Source organism: Roseobacter fucihabitans (assembly GCF_014337925.2).
GTDB lineage: Bacteria > Pseudomonadota > Alphaproteobacteria > Rhodobacterales > Rhodobacteraceae > Roseobacter > Roseobacter fucihabitans.
Map to the genome: position 1 here is coordinate 2,180,508 of NZ_CP143423.1, position 19,151 is coordinate 2,199,658.

Annotated in this window: 18 protein-coding genes; 7 read left to right on the top strand and 11 right to left on the bottom strand. The window is 58.7% G+C overall.

Features of this window, described 5'->3' with window-relative positions:
* Positions 1-56 precede the first annotated feature (56 nt).
* The 5 genes from ROLI_RS10650 to dusB form a co-directional block, all read right to left on the bottom strand.
* Positions 57-1,469, bottom strand: coding sequence for a sigma-54 dependent transcriptional regulator (locus ROLI_RS10650; RefSeq protein ID WP_187431869.1), 1,413 nt, complete (start codon positions 1,467-1,469; stop codon positions 57-59).
* Entirely contained in the window at positions 1,466-3,694 is a 2,229-nt protein-coding gene (locus ROLI_RS10655) for a PAS domain-containing sensor histidine kinase (protein WP_187431888.1), read from the bottom strand. The genes ROLI_RS10650 and ROLI_RS10655 overlap by 4 nt, the downstream gene beginning before the upstream one ends.
* A 132-nt stretch (positions 3,695-3,826) precedes the next feature.
* Positions 3,827-5,191, bottom strand: a complete 1,365-nt coding sequence (locus tag ROLI_RS10660) for a response regulator (RefSeq protein ID WP_187431870.1) — start codon at positions 5,189-5,191, stop codon at positions 3,827-3,829.
* 3 nt (positions 5,192-5,194) lie between these two features.
* On the bottom strand, positions 5,195-6,283 hold the full coding sequence (locus tag ROLI_RS10665) for a nitrogen regulation protein NR(II) (RefSeq protein WP_187431871.1): 1,089 nt from the start codon (positions 6,281-6,283) through the stop codon (positions 5,195-5,197).
* Positions 6,280-7,263, bottom strand: coding sequence for a tRNA dihydrouridine synthase DusB (gene dusB, locus ROLI_RS10670; RefSeq protein ID WP_187431872.1), 984 nt, complete (start codon positions 7,261-7,263; stop codon positions 6,280-6,282). The genes ROLI_RS10665 and dusB overlap by 4 nt, the downstream gene beginning before the upstream one ends.
* A 180-nt stretch (positions 7,264-7,443) precedes the next feature.
* On the opposite strand from dusB, the gene ispD reads away from it, so the two are divergent.
* From ispD to ROLI_RS10690, 4 genes are read left to right on the top strand one after another with little or no spacing between them, the layout of a single operon-like run.
* Complete coding sequence (gene ispD, locus ROLI_RS10675; protein WP_187431873.1) at positions 7,444-8,109, top strand: 2-C-methyl-D-erythritol 4-phosphate cytidylyltransferase; 666 nt, start codon at positions 7,444-7,446, stop codon at positions 8,107-8,109.
* Positions 8,099-8,578, top strand: coding sequence for a 2-C-methyl-D-erythritol 2,4-cyclodiphosphate synthase (gene ispF, locus ROLI_RS10680; protein WP_187431874.1), 480 nt, complete (start codon positions 8,099-8,101; stop codon positions 8,576-8,578). Before ispD ends, ispF begins: the two co-directional genes overlap by 11 nt.
* A complete protein-coding gene (locus ROLI_RS10685; protein WP_187431875.1) occupies positions 8,575-9,072 on the top strand; it encodes a phosphatidylglycerophosphatase A in 498 nt (165 codons plus the stop codon). Before ispF ends, ROLI_RS10685 begins: the two co-directional genes overlap by 4 nt.
* On the top strand, positions 9,069-9,533 hold the full coding sequence (locus ROLI_RS10690) for a CinA family protein (RefSeq protein ID WP_187431876.1): 465 nt from the start codon (positions 9,069-9,071) through the stop codon (positions 9,531-9,533). Before ROLI_RS10685 ends, ROLI_RS10690 begins: the two co-directional genes overlap by 4 nt.
* Here the strand turns inward: ROLI_RS10690 and ROLI_RS10695 are convergent.
* Positions 9,513-10,814, bottom strand: a complete 1,302-nt coding sequence (locus ROLI_RS10695; RefSeq protein WP_187431877.1) for an MmgE/PrpD family protein — start codon at positions 10,812-10,814, stop codon at positions 9,513-9,515. The genes ROLI_RS10690 and ROLI_RS10695 overlap by 21 nt on opposite strands.
* 18 nt (positions 10,815-10,832) lie before the next feature.
* Entirely contained in the window at positions 10,833-11,288 is a 456-nt protein-coding gene (locus tag ROLI_RS10700; protein WP_187431878.1) for a type II toxin-antitoxin system RatA family toxin, read from the bottom strand.
* A gap of 69 nt (positions 11,289-11,357) precedes the next feature.
* On the opposite strand from ROLI_RS10700, the gene hpt reads away from it, so the two are divergent.
* Positions 11,358-11,900 carry a hypoxanthine phosphoribosyltransferase gene (gene hpt / locus ROLI_RS10705; protein WP_187431879.1) on the top strand — a complete coding sequence of 181 codons (543 nt, stop codon included), beginning with the start codon at positions 11,358-11,360 and terminating at the stop codon, positions 11,898-11,900.
* A 563-nt stretch (positions 11,901-12,463) separates the two neighbouring features.
* On the opposite strand, the gene ROLI_RS10710 is transcribed toward hpt, so the two are convergent.
* From ROLI_RS10710 to ROLI_RS10720, 3 genes are all read right to left on the bottom strand, one after another.
* A complete protein-coding gene (locus tag ROLI_RS10710) occupies positions 12,464-12,616 on the bottom strand; it encodes a hypothetical protein (RefSeq protein ID WP_187431880.1) in 153 nt (50 codons plus the stop codon).
* A 106-nt stretch (positions 12,617-12,722) separates the two neighbouring features.
* Entirely contained in the window at positions 12,723-13,682 is a 960-nt protein-coding gene (lipA, locus tag ROLI_RS10715; RefSeq protein WP_187431881.1) for a lipoyl synthase, read from the bottom strand.
* 191 nt (positions 13,683-13,873) lie between these two features.
* Positions 13,874-15,055 (bottom strand): DUF6456 domain-containing protein, encoded by a 1,182-nt coding sequence (locus tag ROLI_RS10720; RefSeq protein WP_187431882.1) that lies wholly within the window; start codon positions 15,053-15,055, stop codon positions 13,874-13,876.
* A 367-nt stretch (positions 15,056-15,422) separates the two neighbouring features.
* On the opposite strand from ROLI_RS10720, the gene ROLI_RS10725 reads away from it, so the two are divergent.
* Positions 15,423-15,722: a DUF6477 family protein gene (locus ROLI_RS10725; RefSeq protein ID WP_187431883.1), complete on the top strand. Its 300-nt coding sequence runs from the start codon at positions 15,423-15,425 to the stop codon at positions 15,720-15,722.
* Here ROLI_RS10725 and ROLI_RS10730 read toward each other — a convergent pair.
* A complete protein-coding gene (locus ROLI_RS10730; RefSeq protein ID WP_187431884.1) occupies positions 15,715-17,259 on the bottom strand; it encodes a trimethylamine methyltransferase family protein in 1,545 nt (514 codons plus the stop codon). The genes ROLI_RS10725 and ROLI_RS10730 overlap by 8 nt on opposite strands.
* A 197-nt stretch (positions 17,260-17,456) precedes the next feature.
* Between ROLI_RS10730 and guaA the strand changes: the two genes are divergently transcribed.
* Entirely contained in the window at positions 17,457-19,019 is a 1,563-nt protein-coding gene (gene guaA / locus ROLI_RS10735) for a glutamine-hydrolyzing GMP synthase (RefSeq protein ID WP_187431885.1), read from the top strand.
* Positions 19,020-19,151: the final 132 nt, after the last annotated feature.

The window sequence follows — 19,151 nt, forward strand, 5'->3', positions numbered from 1 at the left end:
CCCGCGCCTCTGAGGCGCAAGGCAATTCGTTCTGCATTATGGCGAACGGTTCTTGATCACTCGGCGGCGTCGATTTCCTCATCCACATGCGCCACGCGCGCGCCTGATTTGGCAGAGGTCACCACGCCCAGAGATTTCAATTTGCGGTGCAGGGCAGAGCGTTCCATCCCGACGAAATTCGCCGTGCGCGATATATTACCCCCAAAGCGGTTGATCTGCGTCAGCAGGTATTCCCGCTCAAAGGCCTCGCGCGCTTCACGCAACGCCAGCGTCGCCAAAGCCCCCGACAAAACCACACGGCTTTCGTCATCGCTGCCCTCTTCGGTGCCCGGCAATTCACGCGCCTCTATGGGTCCCGTGCCATCGCCCAGGATCAACACCCGTTCCACCAGGTTTTTCAGCTGGCGCACATTGCCGGGCCAGACCATGGTTTGCATCAAGGCCTCCGCGTCTTCACTGATCTCGCGCAGCGGCAGGCCTTGTGCCGCGTTCATCTCAGCTATGAAATGCCGCGCCAGCATCGGAATATCCTCGCGCCGTTCTTCCAGCGAAGGCACCGCAATCGGCACCACGTTCAGGCGATGATACAGTTCTTCGCGGAACGTCCCCGCCACAATTGCCGCTGTCAGATCCCGGTTGGTCGAGGAAATCACCCGCAGATCAACGCGCACCTTGTCATTGCCGCCCACCCGCTGGAATTGCTGATCCACCAGCACCCGCAGGATCTTGGATTGGGTGCCGACCGGCATATCCGCGACCTCGTCGAAATAAACCACCCCGCCATGTGCCTCCTCCAGCAGACCGGGCTCGACACCCCGCTCCGCGGTTTCGCGGCCAAACAGCACTTCCTCCATGCGCTCGGGGGCGACCCCGGCGCAATTCATCGTCACAAAGGGTGCCGAGGCCCGGTTGGAATTGGCATGAATATAGCGCGCGGCGACATCCTTGCCCGATCCCGCAGGCCCCGTCAGCATCACACGCCCATTGGATTTGGTCACCTTGTCCAAATGCCCAACCAGCGCCCGGAACCCCGCAGATTCACCGATCATATCGGAACTCGTCACATCACGGCGGCGCAGGCTCTGGTTTTCACGGCGCAGACGCGAGGTCTCCATGGCGCGGCGAATGACCACCAGCAATTGGTCAATGTTGAAGGGTTTTTCGATGAAATCATAGGCCCCCTGTTTGATCGCGGCGACCGCGATCTCGATGTTGCCATGCCCTGAGATGATCACCACGGGCACATCCGGGTTATCCCGCTTGACGGTCTTGAGGATATCGATCCCATCCATGCGGCTGTCCTTGAGCCAGATGTCGAGCACAATGAGCGCCGGGGCGTCGGCATTGATCGCCGCCATCGCATCATCGGAATTGCCCGCCAGCCGGGTGCCATAGCCTTCATCAATCAGGATATCCGAAATCAATTCCCGAATATCACGTTCGTCGTCAACAATGAGTATATCGCTCATGGGGTATTTCCTTCCAGCAAGGGGGGCGGTTCGGTTTGTGCGGTGTCTGTTGAGCAGGGCAAACTGATGATCGCCATCGCCCCTGCCTGGCTTTGGCCTTCAAAGAGCGGCGCATCCTCAAGGGTCAATGTGCCGCCATGCTCTTCGATGATCTTCTTGACGATGGGCAGGCCAAGGCCGGTGCCTTCGCTGCGCGTCGTGACATAGGGTTCAAACAGGCGCGCGCGATCTTCCGGCAACCCGATTCCATTGTCGGCCACGGTGATCACTGCGCGATCCTGATCTGTGGTGAGCTGCACTTTGATCATCGCTGAATGCCCGTCTGGCGCGCCTTTTTTCAGCAATGTTTCAATGGCTTCGCCTGCGTTCTTAATCAGGTTTGTAAGGGCCTGGCTGATCATTGTCGCATCCAGATCTGCCTTGATGGGCGCATCCGGAAATTTTGCGGCGATCTGCACATTCGGTTGTCCGGTTTGCTGCAACAAGACTGCATCCCCCACGAGCGCGGTCAGATCAAGCGCCTTGCGGTCAGGCTCCGGCATCCGTGCAAATTTCGAGAATTCATCAACGATGCGACGCAGATCACCGGTCTGGCGGATGATCACGCCCGTCATCTGTTCCAGCGCCTCGCTGTCCTCGCCGACTTTTGAGGAAAACTTCCGCTTGATCCGCTCCGCCGAAAGTTGAATCGGCGTCAGCGGGTTCTTGATCTCATGGGCGATCCGGCGCGCGACATCGCCCCAGGCGGCCATGCGCTGCGCGCTCACCAGATCGGTCACGTCATCAAAGGAGACCACATAGCCTTCCAGCTCCCCGGACTGCGAGCGCCGCTTGGCCATACGCACCAGCAGGTTTTCCAAACGGCGCTGCCGGGTGACTTTGACCTCGCCCTGCGCCACCTCATAATGAGGCTGGGTTATTGTATCAAAGATCGGTCCAAATTCCGGTACAGCAACTTTGATCGCCAGTGTTTCCTGACCTGCTTTCCAATCCAACAGCCGTTCGGCGGATTTGTTCACAAATCTGACGCGCCCCTCAGGGTCCAGACCCACAACACCTGATGTGACCGAACTCAGCACGGAATCAAACAACCGGCGGCGGCGTTCAATCTGCTCGGTGTTTTCAACCAATGCATCACGTTGCGCCTTGAGCTGCTTTGTCATCTGGTTGAAATACCGCCCCAGCATGGCGATCTCATCATCGCCCTCATCCTCGCGCACCTGCACGTCCAGATCCCCCGCGCCGACCTGTTGCGCAGCCCCCGTCAGCCGCCCCACAGGCACCGAAAGACGTTCCGCAAACCACAGCCCCAACCAGATGGCTGCAAGGATCAGGATCACCGCAAAGGCCAGATAAAGCAGGACAAAATCAAACAGAAGGCGCCCGCGTTCGCTCTCCAATTGCTCATAGAGCCGCACCGTTTCCTTGGTTTCATCCAGCAGTGAGAGGATTTCACCATCCACCTCGCGGCTGATGTAAAGGAACCGGTCCACAAAGCCGGAAAGGCGCACCAGAGCGCGATATTCATTATTGCTCCAATCCTCGATGACCAGAACCGGCACCTCATCGGCACCACTCAGCTGCTCTTCAGAGGGACGCTCGAAATCAAACAGATAAGAGCGATCACCGCGCGCGCGGATATCGCCTGTGCCGTCAATCAGATAGGCCTCACGCAACCCGCGCTGTATCTGGCGTTGCCCGTCGCTGAGCAATTCGCTGTCGGAGACATTGACCCCGGTGCGGCGCGCCTCATCGAGGCTGCGTGCGAGCGCCCGCGCATCCTCTGCAAGATCCTCGCGCTGCTCGATTTCATAGGCTTCGGCGGCGGCAAGTGAGTTGCCCACCACCTGGCGTACCCGGTCCGAAAACCACCCCTCAAGCCCCACATTCACCGTCAGACCCGCAAAGATCGCCACCGTCACGGTCGGAATAAGCGCCATGAGCGCAAAAACACCCGTCAGGCGCAGGTGCAGCCGGGAGCCCGCGGATTTGGCACGCCGCGCCGCAATCAGCCGCCCGACCTGCGCCAGAACAAGGGCCGCCACAACCAGAATATACACCAGATCGGCCAGCAGGATCAGCCGCAGGCCCAGCGTATTGCCCGCCTGCCCCAACGGGCCCAACACCAGATAGGTCGAAAGCGCCAGCACCGGCCCGAGCACAACAAGCCCCAAGGTCGCGAAATTGCGCACACGGCGAATACGACGCAAGCGCCCTAGCCGCAGCCATAGTGACTTTTCTACCCGGGGGTTCACCCGATGACCTCACTTATGATGTGGCGCAAGCGCGCCGTACCGCTCTATTTTGTGGTCCTGATCAGGGGGTGTCCCCCAATGGCCACGGTTTATGTGGCAGTTTTACATCAATTTGCGACGCCGTGTCACCTCAATATCGAGATCGGTGATCTTTTTTCTCAAAGTGTTCCGATTTATGCCGAGCAGATCGGCGCATTTCGCCTGGTTTCCGCCCGTCGCTTCGAGCGCGATTTCGATCAGCGGCGCTTCGACCTCACGCAAAATACGCGCATAAAGCCCCGCAGGAGGCAGCATGTTGCCATGAAGATCAAAATACCGCCGCAAATGGGCCTCAACAGATGCGCCCAGCTTATCGGTGTTGCCCGCCACACGCATCGGTTCGAGATCGGGTTGCGCGCCCAGAACCTGTTCGACTTCCGAGACCGATATCTCAGTTGCCCGGCTGGTCAGCCCCAGGCGACGGACTGCATTTTCAAGCTGACGCACGTTGCCCGGCCAGCTGTAATTACGAAATATCTCAATGGCTTCACGCGACAGGGCGCGTGGTCCTGTGCCCGTCACTTCCATTTTCGCCAAAAAATATTCCGTCAGGATTGGAATGTCATCTACGCGTTCGCGCAGCGCGGGCACGGTAAGCGTCGCGCCGCTTAATCGATAATAAAGATCCTTGCGCATGCGATCCGCCTCCATCGCACCGGCCAGATCGGATTGGCTGGTGGCCAGAAAGCGCGGTGCATACTCGCCGGGGGAATCCATCATATGGACCAGACGCGCCTGCAGCTCAGCGGGCAGATCGGCGATTTCCTCGATCAGAAGCGTCCCCCCCTTAACCCGCGCCAAAAGCCGTGCAGGCCCCTCCAGATCCCGTAACTCCTCTGCTGAGGCGTTGATGAACGGCAGGCTGCGACGGTCCGAAAAATCGTGAATGGAGCGCGCAATCAGAGATTTTCCGGTGCCCGATTCTCCCCATATCAACACCGGCAGATCGGTATTCATCACCCGCGCCACCACGCGGTACAGCGCCTGCATCAACGCGGTGCGCCCCACCAGCGGCAATTCGTCGGGCCGCTGGTTGGCGTCCTCGACAACGCGCTGGTTCTGCGGACGCATCTCAAGCGCGCGCGCCGTGCGTTTCATCAGATCGGGCAAGTCAAACGGCTTGGGCAGATAATCATAGGCCTCGGCTTCGGCGGCCTGAATGGCGGTCATGATGGTGTTTTGCGCGGAGATCACGATGACCGGCAGGCCGGGACGGTCCTGTGCGATTTTCGGCAGCATTTCCAGACCATTGCCATCCGGCATCATCACGTCCGATATGACCACATCGCCCTTCCCCTCCCCGACCCAGCGCATCAGCGTGGTCAGGCTGGAGGTGGCATGCACCTTGCAGCCCGCGCGTGTCAGGGCCTGGGTCAGAACCGTTCGGATCGTGCGGTCATCATCCGCAACCAATACCGTGCCATCCATAGATCAATTCTCCTTTGGGGGGGCCTGCTCGGGCGTTATCGGCGCGCGCGGCAGGGAAATACGAAACACGGTTTTTCCGGGCACCGAGGTGACGGAAATCCAGCCGTGATGGTCCGAGATGATCTTGCTGACCAGCGCCAGACCGAGGCCCGTGCCGTTTTCGCGCCCCGATACAAACGGGTCAAACACATCCCCCTTGATCGCTTCGGGCAAGCCGGGACCATCATCGATCACCTCGACCTGCAAGGGCAAGGATTGACCGGAGCCGTCAGAGCGGCGCAAGCGAAAGGAATGCTCAAAATAGCTGTGCAACCGGATCGTGCCCGGCGCGCCGTTCGAGGCTTCCGAGGCGTTCTTCAGTAGGTTCAGGATCACTTGCAGCAATTGATCCGGATCCCCCTGCGCCATGGGCAGGGAGGGGTCGTAATCCTCAATGATCTTCATATGCGCCCCGAATCCCAAAAGCGCCGAGCGACGTGCCTTGTCCAGCACATCATGCACATTGACGGGTTGGAAATCTGGTGCCGAGAGGTTGCCAAATTGCTCCACCTGTCCCAGCAGCTTGACGATCCGGCGGCTCTCCTCGACGATCAGATCGGTCAGTTCCAGATCCTGCGGGCTCAGGTTCATGCTCAGCAATTGCGCCGCCCCCGTGATCCCCGCCAGCGGGTTCTTGATCTCATGCGCCAGCATTTCCGCCATGCCGATCGCGGATTTAGCGGCGGATTTCACAGAGTGGTTTTGTGTCATCCGACCGGCCAATTCGCGCGGCGAGATCATCAGGATCATATGACCGGGGTGGCCGACCAAAGGGGCCACCTGCAAATCCGACTGCATCGGCGCGCGCTCCCCGCTGCCCACATCCACATCATTGACAAAAAGCGGCGTATTGGTGGTGCGGGCGCGCTCAAAGGCGGCCTCCAACGGATCATTCACCGCAATCAGATCCCAGACCGGCACGCCCTTTACGGATTTGGAGGAGACGTTCAAAAACCCTTCGGCGGCGGAGTTGATGTCCAGAATGCCCTCATCCGGCGCGATGATCAGCGTCGGCACAGGCAGGCTCGCCCAAATGGAGAAATCCGATGTCATGCGGCCACCAGTTGATCGAACGCACAGGCCTGCAAGATCAGCGCCTGAGTTTCGCGGATGCTCGTTGCCCTCAACACCGCCTGGCGCAAATCCTGCGGCGTGGCGCAGCTGTCCATATACCACCCCAGATGTTTGCGTGCGACGCGCAGCCCCACGTCGGGGCCGTAAAATGCAATCATGGCGTCGTAATGCTGCGCCACCATTTCGGCGTATTGCTTGGCCTTGGGCACAACCGGAGCCGGGGTGGCAAATAAATCATGTGCAATCTGCGCTAACAGCCAGGGTCGCCCCCGCACGCCGCGCCCGATCATGATACCATCCGCGCCCGACAATTTCAGAGCATGTCGCGCCGAGGCGGTATCGATGATATCGCCATTGGCAATCACCGGGATAGAAACCGCACGTTTCACCGCGTTGATCGCGGCCCAATCCGCGCGCCCTTTATAGAACTGGCACCGGGTGCGTCCGTGGATGGTAATCAGCCGGATCCCCGCCGCTTCCGCGCGCCGCGCGATGTCGGGCGCATTGAGCAAGCCGTCATCCCACCCCAGCCGAGTTTTAAGCGTGACCGGGATTTGCACCGAATTCACCACCGCCTCGATCAAAGTCAGCGCGTGATCCGGGGTGCGCATCAGAGCGGAGCCGGAAAAGCCCTGCGTGACCTTCTTGGCGGGACAACCCATGTTGATGTCGATGACCTGCGCGCCCTGCCCTTCGACCATCCGAGCGGCTTCGGCCATGGGGGCGGCTTCACGTCCGGCAAGTTGGACGGCAGTGCCCACCTGGCCCAGACCCAATTCCGCCTTTTCACGGCTGCCCGGACGGGCATTCAACATATCCTGGCTGGCGACCATTTCCGACACCACCAGCCCCGCCCCAAAGGTGGCGACGAGCGAGCGAAACGGCAAGTCGGTGATTCCCGCCATGGGGGCCAACATCACCGGAGGCGATAAAACAAAGGGAAAGGCAGAGGCAGGCAAGCGATTAATCCTTAGGCATGTGCTGGAACCCTATCCATGCAACGATTTTATCTCAATATATCAGACCTATTGCACAGCTTGCTTACGTCAAGGTGCCCATTTATTAGGCACGTCATCAGAGCAATTGCCTCTCCGCCGCCAAACTCTTAGACACAGAGACATGACAATGGCCCCTCGGATATGAAAATCGCAGCAATTATCGTCGCGGCGGGGCGTGGCCTGCGCGCGGGAGGCGATACCCCGAAACAATGGCGCCCGCTCGCCGGGCACAGCAGCACATATTTTGCCGTGCAGGCCTTTGTCAGACATCCGCGGGTGTCGCGCGTGGTATTGGTCATGAACGGCGCGGACATCGCCGCTGGCCTATGGCCCGGAGGCTTTGATGCCGATGTCGTCGCAGGCGGCGAGACGCGCAGCCTCTCGGTGCGGGCCGGGCTGGAACAGGTCGCGCCAGACTATGATCAGGTCTTGATCCACGACGCGGCACGGGCCTGCATCATGCGCGACGTGATTGACGGTGTGATCGCAGCCTTGCAAAGTCACAAGGCTGCGGCCCCTGCCGTGGCGGTCGTTGATGCGCTGTGGCGCGGCACATCGGGACATGTGGAGCAAACCGTTGATCGGACCGGGCTTTTTCGCGCGCAGACACCGCAGGGTTTTGATCTCAAAGCGATCCTCGCCGCGCATCGCCAATTTCCCGAGGGGGGAGCTGATGATGTGGAGCTGGCACGCCTCGCGGGAATGGATGTTGCGATCACGCCGGGTCACGAGGATAATATTAAAATCACCCTGCCCGAGGATTTTGAGCGGGCCGAACGCATTCTGAGGGCGCGCGATGGACATTAGGCTTGGCAATGGTTTTGACGTGCATGCTTTTGGGGCGGGCGATCATGTGATCCTGTGCGGTGTGAAAATCCCGCATGATCACGGGTTGGTCGGGCATTCGGATGCAGATGTAGGGCTGCATACGGTAACGGATGCGATTTACGGCGCGCTCGCGCAGGGCGATATCGGCCAGCATTTTCCGCCCAGCGATCCACAATGGAAGGGGATGTCCAGTGATGTGTTTCTACGCCATGCCGTTGAATTAACGGCTGAAATGGGGTTTTCGATCAGTAACGTGGATTGCACGCTGATCTGTGAATTTCCCAAGATCGGACCCCATAGCGATGCGATGCGCGCGGGCATGGCCGCGATCATGGGGCTTGATGTGGCGCGCGTGTCGGTCAAGGCGACGACCTCCGAGAAACTCGGGTTCACCGGGCGCGGCGAGGGTATCGCCTGCATCGCCACGGCCGCTTTGGTGAAACCATGAAGGGGCTCGCAAAACTCATCGCAACGCTCGCCGGGGTCGGTTATATCCGCCCCGCGCCAGGCACATGGGGCTCGCTCGTGGCCCTGCCCTGGGGGTGGTTGTTGCATGTTCTGGGCGGGTTTCCCTTGCTGCTGCTGGGGGTGGTCGTGGCTTTCGCAAAAGGCTGGTGGGCCACCGCGCAGATGACCAAAGATAGTGCGGATCATGACCCCTCCGAGATCGTCGTAGATGAGTTGGTCGGGCAATGGATCGCGCTTTTGCCGCTCTCTTATGCGGCCTGGTCGATGGGGTTGAATATTCTGGTGATGTGGCCGGGCTGGATCGCCGCCTTTGCGCTGTTTCGCCTGTTTGACATCCTCAAACCGGGCCCTGTCGGCTGGGCGGACCGGCGCGGCGATGCATTGGGCGTGATGCTGGATGACGTGATCGCGGGGTTCTTCGCCGCTCTGGGTGTTTTGGTTCTGGCCGGGTTGTATCATGGCATTCTAACATGAATATCGCCGAAGAGGTCCTTGAAAAGGCTAAGCTTTCAGGCGTCATGATATGTGTCGCTGAAAGCTGTACCGGTGGGATGGTCGCAGCGGCGCTCACCGATATTCCGGGATCTTCCGCTGTGCTCGAGCGTGGCTTCGTGACCTATACCAATGCCGCAAAAGTTGAGATGCTGGGCGTCACCCCACAAGCGCTTGACGCGCATGGCGCGGTTTCCGAGCAGGTCGCCGCACAAATGGCGCAGGGCGCGCTTCGGGCCTCTCATGCGCAACTGGCCGTATCGATCACCGGCATTGCAGGTCCGGGTGGGTCCGAACACAAGCCGGAAGGTCGGGTTTGTTTTGGCGTGGCGCTGGGTGCGACCTTGCGCAGTGAAACGGTCGAATTCGGGTCAAGAGGTCGGGCGCAGGTGCGCGCCGCTGCCCGTGATCATGCATTGAAACTACTGCTCGCCGCGCTCTGAGCTTCCAATCGTCTCCAAAAACCCGGTCATATCGCTGGTCTTTATGGCCGACCAAAGCCGCGTTTCACGCGCCGCGCCAAGCAGATCCGTCGCTTTTGAGCGCAATTTTTGCTGCCGGATGGCCTCGGGAAGCGGCGCGGCAAGATCATGCGACACATCAATCCTCTTGCCGCAGGTCAACATAATCGTCACTTCGGCCTGCATCTCGCTCAAATCGGTATCGCCTTTTACCGTGACCTTCCGGCGCAAGGCGAGGACCTCAGCGTCCTGCGCCATCACATCGCTGAACATATTGCGCTGCGCCGTGGATTTTCCCAGCATGGCCATGGCGGCCGTGTGCCGGTAACTGAACTTACTCGCCAGACCGGTGTCGGGCTCGGGAATGTTGCAAACGCTTAACCAGCGAGGATGAGTTTTTACCTCTATGCTTTCAATCTCTTGCGCGTCGACCGACACACCATCCAAAGCTTCCAGCATCGCGTGCAACCCGTGACAGCAGGCGTGGAGCTTGTGGCTGATCGACAGGATTTGCCAGGGTGTTTTACCAAGCGCGGCCAAATGGGTCTCATCCTGCGCGCCGTGATGGGTCGGGCCAAACCCCAAAGGCCCGGCCAACCCGTCCGCTGCCGCACTCATGCCGCACTGCGCCCAGAGCGCCGCCTCGACACCGCTGCGCGCGGCCAACCCCGCATTCAGAGGTTTGCCGCCGGTGCCAAATTGCGCCTTAATCCCCGAGGCCAGCGAGGCACAAAGCCCCAATGCGTGGCGGGTCTCGACCTCAGACAGCCCTAAAAGCCGCGCTGCGGCCAGCGTCGCCCCGAAGGCCCCCGCGGTCGCCGTCTGGTGAAATCCGATCTGATAATGATCGCGCCCCAGCCAGAGGCCGACGTGGATGGATGCCTCTACACCAATCAGCGCGGCGTCAAACATCGCGTCAAAATCGCGCCCCTCCCGTTGCGCCACAGCAAGCGCGGCAGGCGCAACCGCCACGGAGGGATGACCGATGTGGGCGAAATGCGTGTCGTCGAAATCCAGAGCGTGGCTGAGCGTGCCATTGATCAAGGCGGCTGCGGGTGCGGGCATGAGGGCACCGCCAAACACCATCGCCTCGCCCTGCCCGCCTTGTGCGCCTATGGATTTTTGGAACCGATCAAAGCCGCCCTCCTGCGCCCCGGCGATGCCACAGGCGGCCCAGTCAAACAGCGAAAGGCGCATCATCTCGCATGCCGCGCGGTCAGTTGGCGCCGTGCAAAAAGCGATGAGATGGTCCGTGATACTCATGCGCCAACGGCCATCGTTTCAGGACCCCGGTTTTCCGTAAAGCGCCTCGGCCCGCGCCTCAAAAGCCCGCACGATCCGCTGCATCGCCTCGTTGAAAACCACACCGATCAGACGTTCCAGGATCATGTTTCGAAAAGCGAAATCGACAAAGAAACTGACTTCGCAGCCCCCCTCAACATCCGCGAAAGCCCAATTGGATTTCATGTATCGAAAAGGCCCATCAAGATATTCGGTATCGATATTCTTGTCATCCGGGGTCAACACGACACGGCTGGTGAAACGTTCGCGAAACACCTTAAAACTCACAACCAGATCGGCCACCATGATCTGTTGATTGTCCTGGGGCGTCACGGATTTCACGCGCGCCGCCGAACACCAGGGCAAAAACTCTGGATAGCGCGCCACATCGGCCACGAGGTCATACATTTGTTGCGCCGAATACGGCAGCTTCCGGGTCTCTGAGTGCGTAGGCATTGCTTTGTCGATTTACTAAGGTTAGCCATTCGTGTCCTATTTCCGTCGTTCAAGATCAAGGCCTAACCCATGTCCACGCGTCCATATGTCATAGATGAAATGATTTCCGCCAAGTCGATTGCCGCGCGCATTGAAGAGTTGTGCCGCGAAATCCAGACCGAATTTGCCGGTACTGATAAGTTGGTGGTGGTCGGCCTGCTGCGGGGCAGTTTCGTGTTTATCGCCGATCTGGTGCGCGAATTAGACCTGCCCATCGAGGTCGATTTTCTGGAAGCCTCGAGCTATGGTGACGGCATGGAAAGTAGCCGGGAAGTGCGTATTCTCAAGGATTTACGCGGTACCATAGAGGGGCGAGATGTGTTGGTGGTGGAGGATATCGTCGACACCGGGCACACGTTAAACCATGTGACGCACCTGTTGGAAAGCCGCCTGCCCGCGCGTCTGAAATCCATCGCATTGCTGGACAAACCCAGCCGGCGCGAGGTCGATTTCAAAGCGAGTTGGACAGGTTTCGAGATCCCGGATGAATTTGTCGTGGGCTACGGCATCGATTTTGCCCAACGCAATCGCAACCTGCCCTATATTGGCAAGGTGCGGTTTGAAGACGGGTAGTATATCACGCTCACCAGTTCTATCCCTCTGGTGCCAGAACTGCGGCATCAACCCTATACCTCTTCGTCAAAACACCTCCCGCTTGCGCAAATCGGCGCGCAAAAGCGGATTATCTTTCACCAAAGGGCATTTTTCCTTGATAAAGGACGTGCTCAAATGCGCGATGATAGGCCCCCGTCGGTTCAAAAACCACCATTCTGAGAGGGCTTTTGATCCAGAACAGCCCTAAGAGTTCCGACCAAAGGCTTCTTGCCAGTGCAATAATACCATTTTCCTTCATTTTTCTAGAAATGTGAACTGTTGGTCGGCCGCGGTGCCGTGGGACCAGGAGCCATATAAAACGGTACTAAATATATCAGAAAATCCTCTTTTCTCAGAAAGCACTTTGAGCGTGCCGTTCCAAGAGCAACGACGATGGCACCGGCGGTCAAACGGCCATTGCATCGCTCTTCCTCGGGCTTGCCAAAGGGGTCATGTCAGACTCAGTCCGGTTCACGCGATGTAATCCGTGCGATTCGCGCAGATGGGGCCTGGGTTTCTACCGAACGGCTCGAAAAGAGGGTCTATGCCTCAGGCGCGGGATCCGATTGCGCATCACGCGCGGTGATTGCGTTGATGGCATCATCGATATGATGGGTAGCCACATCGTATTTTTGAGTGTCCAGAGACTTCTGGATATCGCGGAGGGCGCAAATCGCCCAGTAGGAATCGGTCATAACCACAACTCTTGATAGAAAATTTCTTCCACCACTACATCAATGACGCCCACCTCTTAACGGGAATTCTCAAAAGGAATTCCCCGCAGCCATGATCATTCCCGCTTCAGGCGATACCGAGCTTGCGATTTCGCGCAGCCCGCAACCGTGCAAAATCATCACCCGCATGATAAGATGACCGCGTCAGCGGTGTCGCTGAAACCATGAGGAACCCCTTGCCATAAGCCGCTTTTTCATAGGCCGCAAACTCATCAGGGTGCACGAAACGGTCCACCGCGTGGTGCTTTGGAGTCGGTTGCAGATATTGCCCGATGGTCAGAAAATCGATGTCAGCGGCGCGCATGTCTTCCATCACCTGCATCACGGCCTGTTTGTCCTCTCCAAGGCCCACCATGATCCCTGATTTCGTAAACATGCCAGGATCGAGCTCTTTCACGCGCTGCAACAGGCGCAGCGAATGGAAATACCGCGCGCCGGGGCGCACTTCGGGGTATAATCCGGGCACCGTTTCAAGGTTGTGGTTGAAGACATCCGGGCGCGCTTGCACCACCTGCTCCAGCGCTTCGGGCGCGCATTTGATGAAATCAGGCGTCAGGATTTCGATTGTCGTATCCGGGCTGCGATGCCGGATGGCGCGAATCGTCTGCGCAAAATGATCCGCACCCCCATCCTCGACGTCATCGCGGTCCACCGAGGTGATGACCACATGATTGAGGCCCAGCTTCTCCACGGCATGCGCCACGCGTCCGGGCTCAAAAGCATCCAGCGCGTCAGGCGGTTTGCCCGTTGCGATGTTGCAGAACGTGCAAGCGCGGGTGCAGACCTCGCCCATGATCATCATAGTGGCATGGCCCTGGCTCCAACACTCCCCGACGTTCGGGCACCCGGCTTCTTCGCAGACGGTGACCAATTTATGTTCGCGCATGATCCGTGCGGTTTTCGCATAACCTTCGCCGCCGGGGGCCTTGACGCGAATCCAGGCGGGCTTTTTGGGTTGCGGATTATCGGGACGGCGGGCTTTTTCAGGGTGGCGTTGCTCGGGAATTTTCAGATCGCGCGGGGCCATAATGGTGTTCCTCAAACAGCAGGCGGTGAACGCGCCCAGGGTCATCCCCTGTGTAAACGGATTGTAGGGAGAGATTCAACCGGCGCTCCGGTCGCAGGGCACATGGGAGCCATGCATTTCATTACTGCCCAAAACGACAAAGGGCGCCAAAAAGACGCCCTTGTGATGGTTTATCCGACCGCTTTGGGAAGTTACCCGATCAAGGGGCCGCCCGGACCAATCGTCTCGTCATAATGCCGTTTCAGCCGCATCAGCGCGATGCGCAGCACGATCTTGCCCGAACGCGCCGACCACCCCAGTTTTTTCTCTGCCGTCTCCAGCCCCTCAAGGTAGCAACAGCAGCGCAATACGACATCGGAAAGGCCAGGCCCGAGGTCCGCCAGCGCATCGGCAACACGCTTGCGCGCATTGGAGGGCCCATCGCCGACACCGCTGTCGGGAACGAAGCTGCCACACCCGCCAGACGTCAGGAAGCGGTCCCAATTCTGGGTCACGCGGGGGCCCATTTGCGCCAATTCGAAGTCTTCACGCAGACGTTCCCCGACCGTAACCAGATCATCGTCCAGAAAATTCTCGCCGTTCTTGTCGCGCCGCCGCGCCAGTGCTGTCAGCGGGCTTTCAGCCAGATTGTAGCGCATACGGCGCGGTCGCCCGGTATCCACATCAGGCAGGGTTTTTTCGCCCCAATTGTTGCGCTGACCCGCGAAATCGGCAGGGGCTTCGGCAAAACCGCCCACAGCGATGATGCCTTCTTCGCTGCCAAGCATCCCCTCCAACGCCGCCCGCCCGGCCGCCGTAATCGTATAGCGCGTGATTTTGCCCGTGGTTTGCGGTGATATCCATTCCTTCAACGCCATCGCCTCGGCGATCTTACGCGTCACAACGCCGGTACGGGTGGCTTGCGTTCCGGCACCGTCACGCACAATCACGGCTTTTTCCATTTCGGCGGCAACCGCCAATACAGCCCCTTTTTCGCAGAGCCTGCGCAGCACGCGCGCGCCCTCTGCCATCAGCGAGGCTTCACTGGGAGGGGTATCCGGGTCACCCAAGGGGGTCGTCATTCGATCTTGAAAACTCATGGGCATTGCGTCCTTTTTAAGCTCTTGCACTGCGGTGGCGCCGGTAACAAAATGAGCAGCACCCAATGCCTTGAGGGCCGCATCCACCAATGGATCGTCACGCCGTGTCTCAACCCGCCGAATTTGGCGCAGTATCGTTGAGGCGTGGCAGCCTGCCGCCCGCGCGAGCGCTCGGATTGGCAGTCCTGCTTCGGTATGGGCCAGATAGACCTGCGCCGCTGCTGGAACCCAATCCGGCAAAGCGGTCTGATGGGCCTCATTGTGTCGCAAAGAAGGTGTTTCTAGCTCGTTCATGTCATTGGCACCGTATTGTTCTCTTAGTTGATTCAATTTGTGTCAAATACAACCTAAAGATGAACGCGTTACCGGATGGTTAACAGTTTCTGATTTAGCAAGTATTGTATCTAAAACATAAACAGTATTTAAACCTGCGCACGCTTGCAGCGCGGCGCACGCAACGCCCCGGCCCTTCACATCCCACGCCGCCGCACAGCCCGTTGATTTCTTAACAAAATCCTAATGTTTCAAACGGTTAACAAGTCCCTAAACCCAACGCGCGTGGATTTGAAGGCCTGCGCAACAGGTCAATGTTGCATGTAATATCCGTCTCAGCAGAGTGAAAAAGCTCTGTTGGGGAAAGACGGATATAAAGGAAAACCACATGCAAGACCTGATCTCAATGCTGCACGCCATTCGCCGGCCACCACTTCTTATGCGCGCCGCACGTATTGGTGCAGAAGACTACAGACGCGCCGTCCACCTGCCACGATTGCTGGGCTATGGGATATTGCCCCGGCATGGTTCGGCGCTGCTGAAGCTGATGGAGATCGAAGCAGATTTAAACACGCAGCGCACAGGCGGAGATACAAGCTACAGCCTGATCCGCCACGTGGATGTGCTGATTGCGATGCTGGGTGAGGCCCGCGTGCTGCAAGCCTCACAAGCCGCCTGCGTTACATAAAGCTGTCGGGCATTTCGGATTTCTTGCGTGCGACATAATCCGAAATCGCCTCATCGATGGCGGGATCCAAAGCAGGTTGCTGATAGTCGTTCAGCATCTTCTCAACACGCAAACTGGCAAGGGCTTGCGTGTCCCGGCCCCCTTCATCCTCCCAGGTTTCGTAGGGTTTGTAATCCAAGAGGTCTGACTTCCAGAAGGCAGCCTTGAAGTTATTCTGCGTGTGCTCGCATCCAAGATAATGACCACCGGGGCCGACCTCGCGGATGGCGTCCATGGCCTGTGCATTGGTGTCGATCTCAATCCCGCGCGCCAGGTGGTGCAGCGTGCCGAGTTGGTCCGCGTCCATCACGAATTTTTCAAACGACGACACAAGACCGCCTTCAAGCCAACCACAGGCGTGCAGCATGAAATTCACGCCCGACAACAGCCCCATGTTCAGGCTGTTGGAAGTCTCGTAAGCGGCCTGCGCATCGGGTAGTTTTGAGCCACAAAACGATCCGGCGGAGCGGTAGGGCAACCCAAGACGGCGTGCCAATTGTCCGGCCCCATAGGTGATATGCGCAGCCTCCGGTGTGCCAAAGGTCGGCGCGCCCGAATTCATGTCGATAGAGGTCACAAAGGCCCCCATGATCACCGGCGCACCGGGACGAATCAGCTGGCTATAGGCGATGCCCGCCATGGTTTCGGCCAGAACCTGCGTCAATGTCCCCGCAACGGACACGGGTGCCATGGCACCGCCCACGATAAAGGGCGAAATAATGCAGGCTTGGTTATTTTTCGCATAGACCTCCAAGGCCCCCATCATCACGTCATCAAAGGTCATCGGCGAGTTGATATTGATCAGCGAGGTCATCACAGTGTTTTGCTGAACGAAGTCTTCACCAAACAGCAATCCGCACATATCCACCGAATCCTGCGCGCGTGAGGGTTCCGTGACGGATCCCATGAACGGCTTGTCGCTCAATGTCATATGAGCTTGCAACATATCAAGATGGCGCTTGTTCACCGGCAGATCGGTGGGCTCACACACCGTGCCTCCCGAATGGTGCAGCCATTTGGACATATATCCCAGCTTCACGAATTTGCGGAAATCTTCCATCGTGGCATAGCGCCGCCCGCCGATGGCGTCGCGCACAAAAGGCGGGCCGTAAACCGGCGCAAGCACCAGATTGCGCCCGCCGACCTCGACGTTGCGCGCCGGGTTGCGCGCATGTTGCGTGTAGCTGGAGGGCGCGGTCTTGCACAGCTGACGCGCCAACCCGCGCGGAATGCGCACCCGTTCGCCCTCAACATCCGCACCGGCATCACGCCAGCGTTGCAGCGCCACGGGGTTTTCGACAAAATTCACGCCGATCTCTTCAAGGACCGTTTCCGCGTTGGTTTCGATGATTTCCAGGGCTTCCTCGGTCAAAACCTCGAAATTCGGGATATTGCGTTCGATGAATCGCGCGGTCTCAAAAGACACGGCACTGCGTTCGGCGCGCCGGGCTGCTCCGCCACCGCCCCGTCTGCCTCTGCGCTCTGCTGCTTGCACCATTTCCGTCTCCCGTCCTGTGTTAGGGCCGGTGCTATCCTATTCCGCCCGACCTATTGATGCGGTTAACGTCTTTGCAGGGAAAAAAGCGACATAACGCTCCGGGTCACGCGGCACACTGTGCAAATTTCGCAAGCCTGACCGACGTTAGCCTCATTCCGGCCCTTGCCACGCGCGCGCGGCGCGCCTAATCAGCACTCATGCACACACATGATCATGACCGCCTCCTCATCATCGACTTTGGCAGCCAGGTAACGCAGCTGATTGCGCGGCGCTTGCGTGAATTGAACGTCTATTGCGAAATTCATCCGTTCAACATCGTAACAGACGCGTTTCTGGCCGAATTTGCCCCCAAAGCGGTGATTTTTTCCGGTGGCCCGGCGTCGGTTTTTGCCGATGGCGCACCCATGCCCCCCAAAGGCGTGTTTGAACTGGGCGTGCCAATCCTTGGGATTTGCTATGGTCAGCAGGTGATGATGCAATGTCTGGGCGGCAAGGTAGAGCGCGGTCACGGCACGGCAGAGTTTGGACGCGCCTTCGTGACGCCGCAGACGCGCCGTCTGGCCTTATTGCAGGGCTGGTTTGAGGCGGACCGCGAGCAGGTCTGGATGAGCCACGGCGATCACGTCAGTGAAATCGCGCCCGGTTTCGAGGTTTATGGCACCTCGCCCAACGCCCCCTTTGCCATTACCGGCGATATCGAACGCAATTTCTATGCGGTACAGTTTCACCCCGAGGTCCACCACACGCCGAATGGATCGAAACTCTACGAGAATTTCGTGCGTCTGGCCGGGTTTCGCGGGGATTGGACGATGGGGGCCTACCGCGAGGAGGCGATCCAGCGGATCCGCGATCAGGTCGGCTCGGGCCGGGTGATCTGCGCGCTGTCGGGCGGGGTTGATTCTTCCGTCGCGGCGGTGTTGATCCATGAGGCCATCGGCGATCAGCTGACCTGCGTCTATGTCGATCATGGGCTGATGCGCAAAAATGAAAGCGAACAGGTCGTGGGTATGTTTCGCGAACATTATAACCTGCCGCTGATCCATGCCGATGAATCCGATCTGTTTCTGGGCAAACTCGACGGTGTCAGCGACCCAGAGACCAAGCGCAAGATCATTGGCGGGCTGTTCATTGAAGTGTTCGAACGTCATGCCCGTGAAATGGGGGGCGCGGAATTCCTCGCCCAGGGGACGCTTTACCCCGATGTCATCGAATCGGTCAGCTTTTCGGGGGGGCCGTCCGTCACCATCAAATCGCACCACAATGTCGGCGGATTGCCCGAGCGGATGAACATGCAATTGGTCGAACCTTTGCGCGAACTCTTCAAGGATGAGGTGCGCGCGCTGGGGCGTGAATTGGGCCTGCCCGAAAGTTTCATCGGACGTCACCCCTTTCCCGGGCCGGGCCTCGCGATCCGCTGTCCTGGCGAAATCACGCGGGCGAAACTTGATATCCTGCGCGAGGCTGATGCCGTTTACATCGACCAAATCCGCAAACATGGGCTCTATGATGAAATCTGGCAAGCCTTCGTGGCGATTTTGCCCGTGCGCACCGTGGGCGTGATGGGCGACGGGCGCACCTATGATTTCGCCTGTGCATTGCGCGCTGTGACATCGGTGGACGGCATGACTGCGGATTATTATCCGTTCAGCCATGAGTTCCTGGGCGAAACCGCCACGCGCATCATCAATGAGGTACCAGGGATCAACCGTGTGACCTATGACATCACCTCCAAACCTCCCGGCACCATCGAGTGGGAATAACTTTGCCTGCGCCAGCGTAGCCGATTTCCCTCTAGAGGGCGAACTAAGTATCTGATAACAAATAATACAACATGCGAGATGCTTTAATATCTATCGGTGGGCTATCGAATATTATGAGGGTATACCTGACGG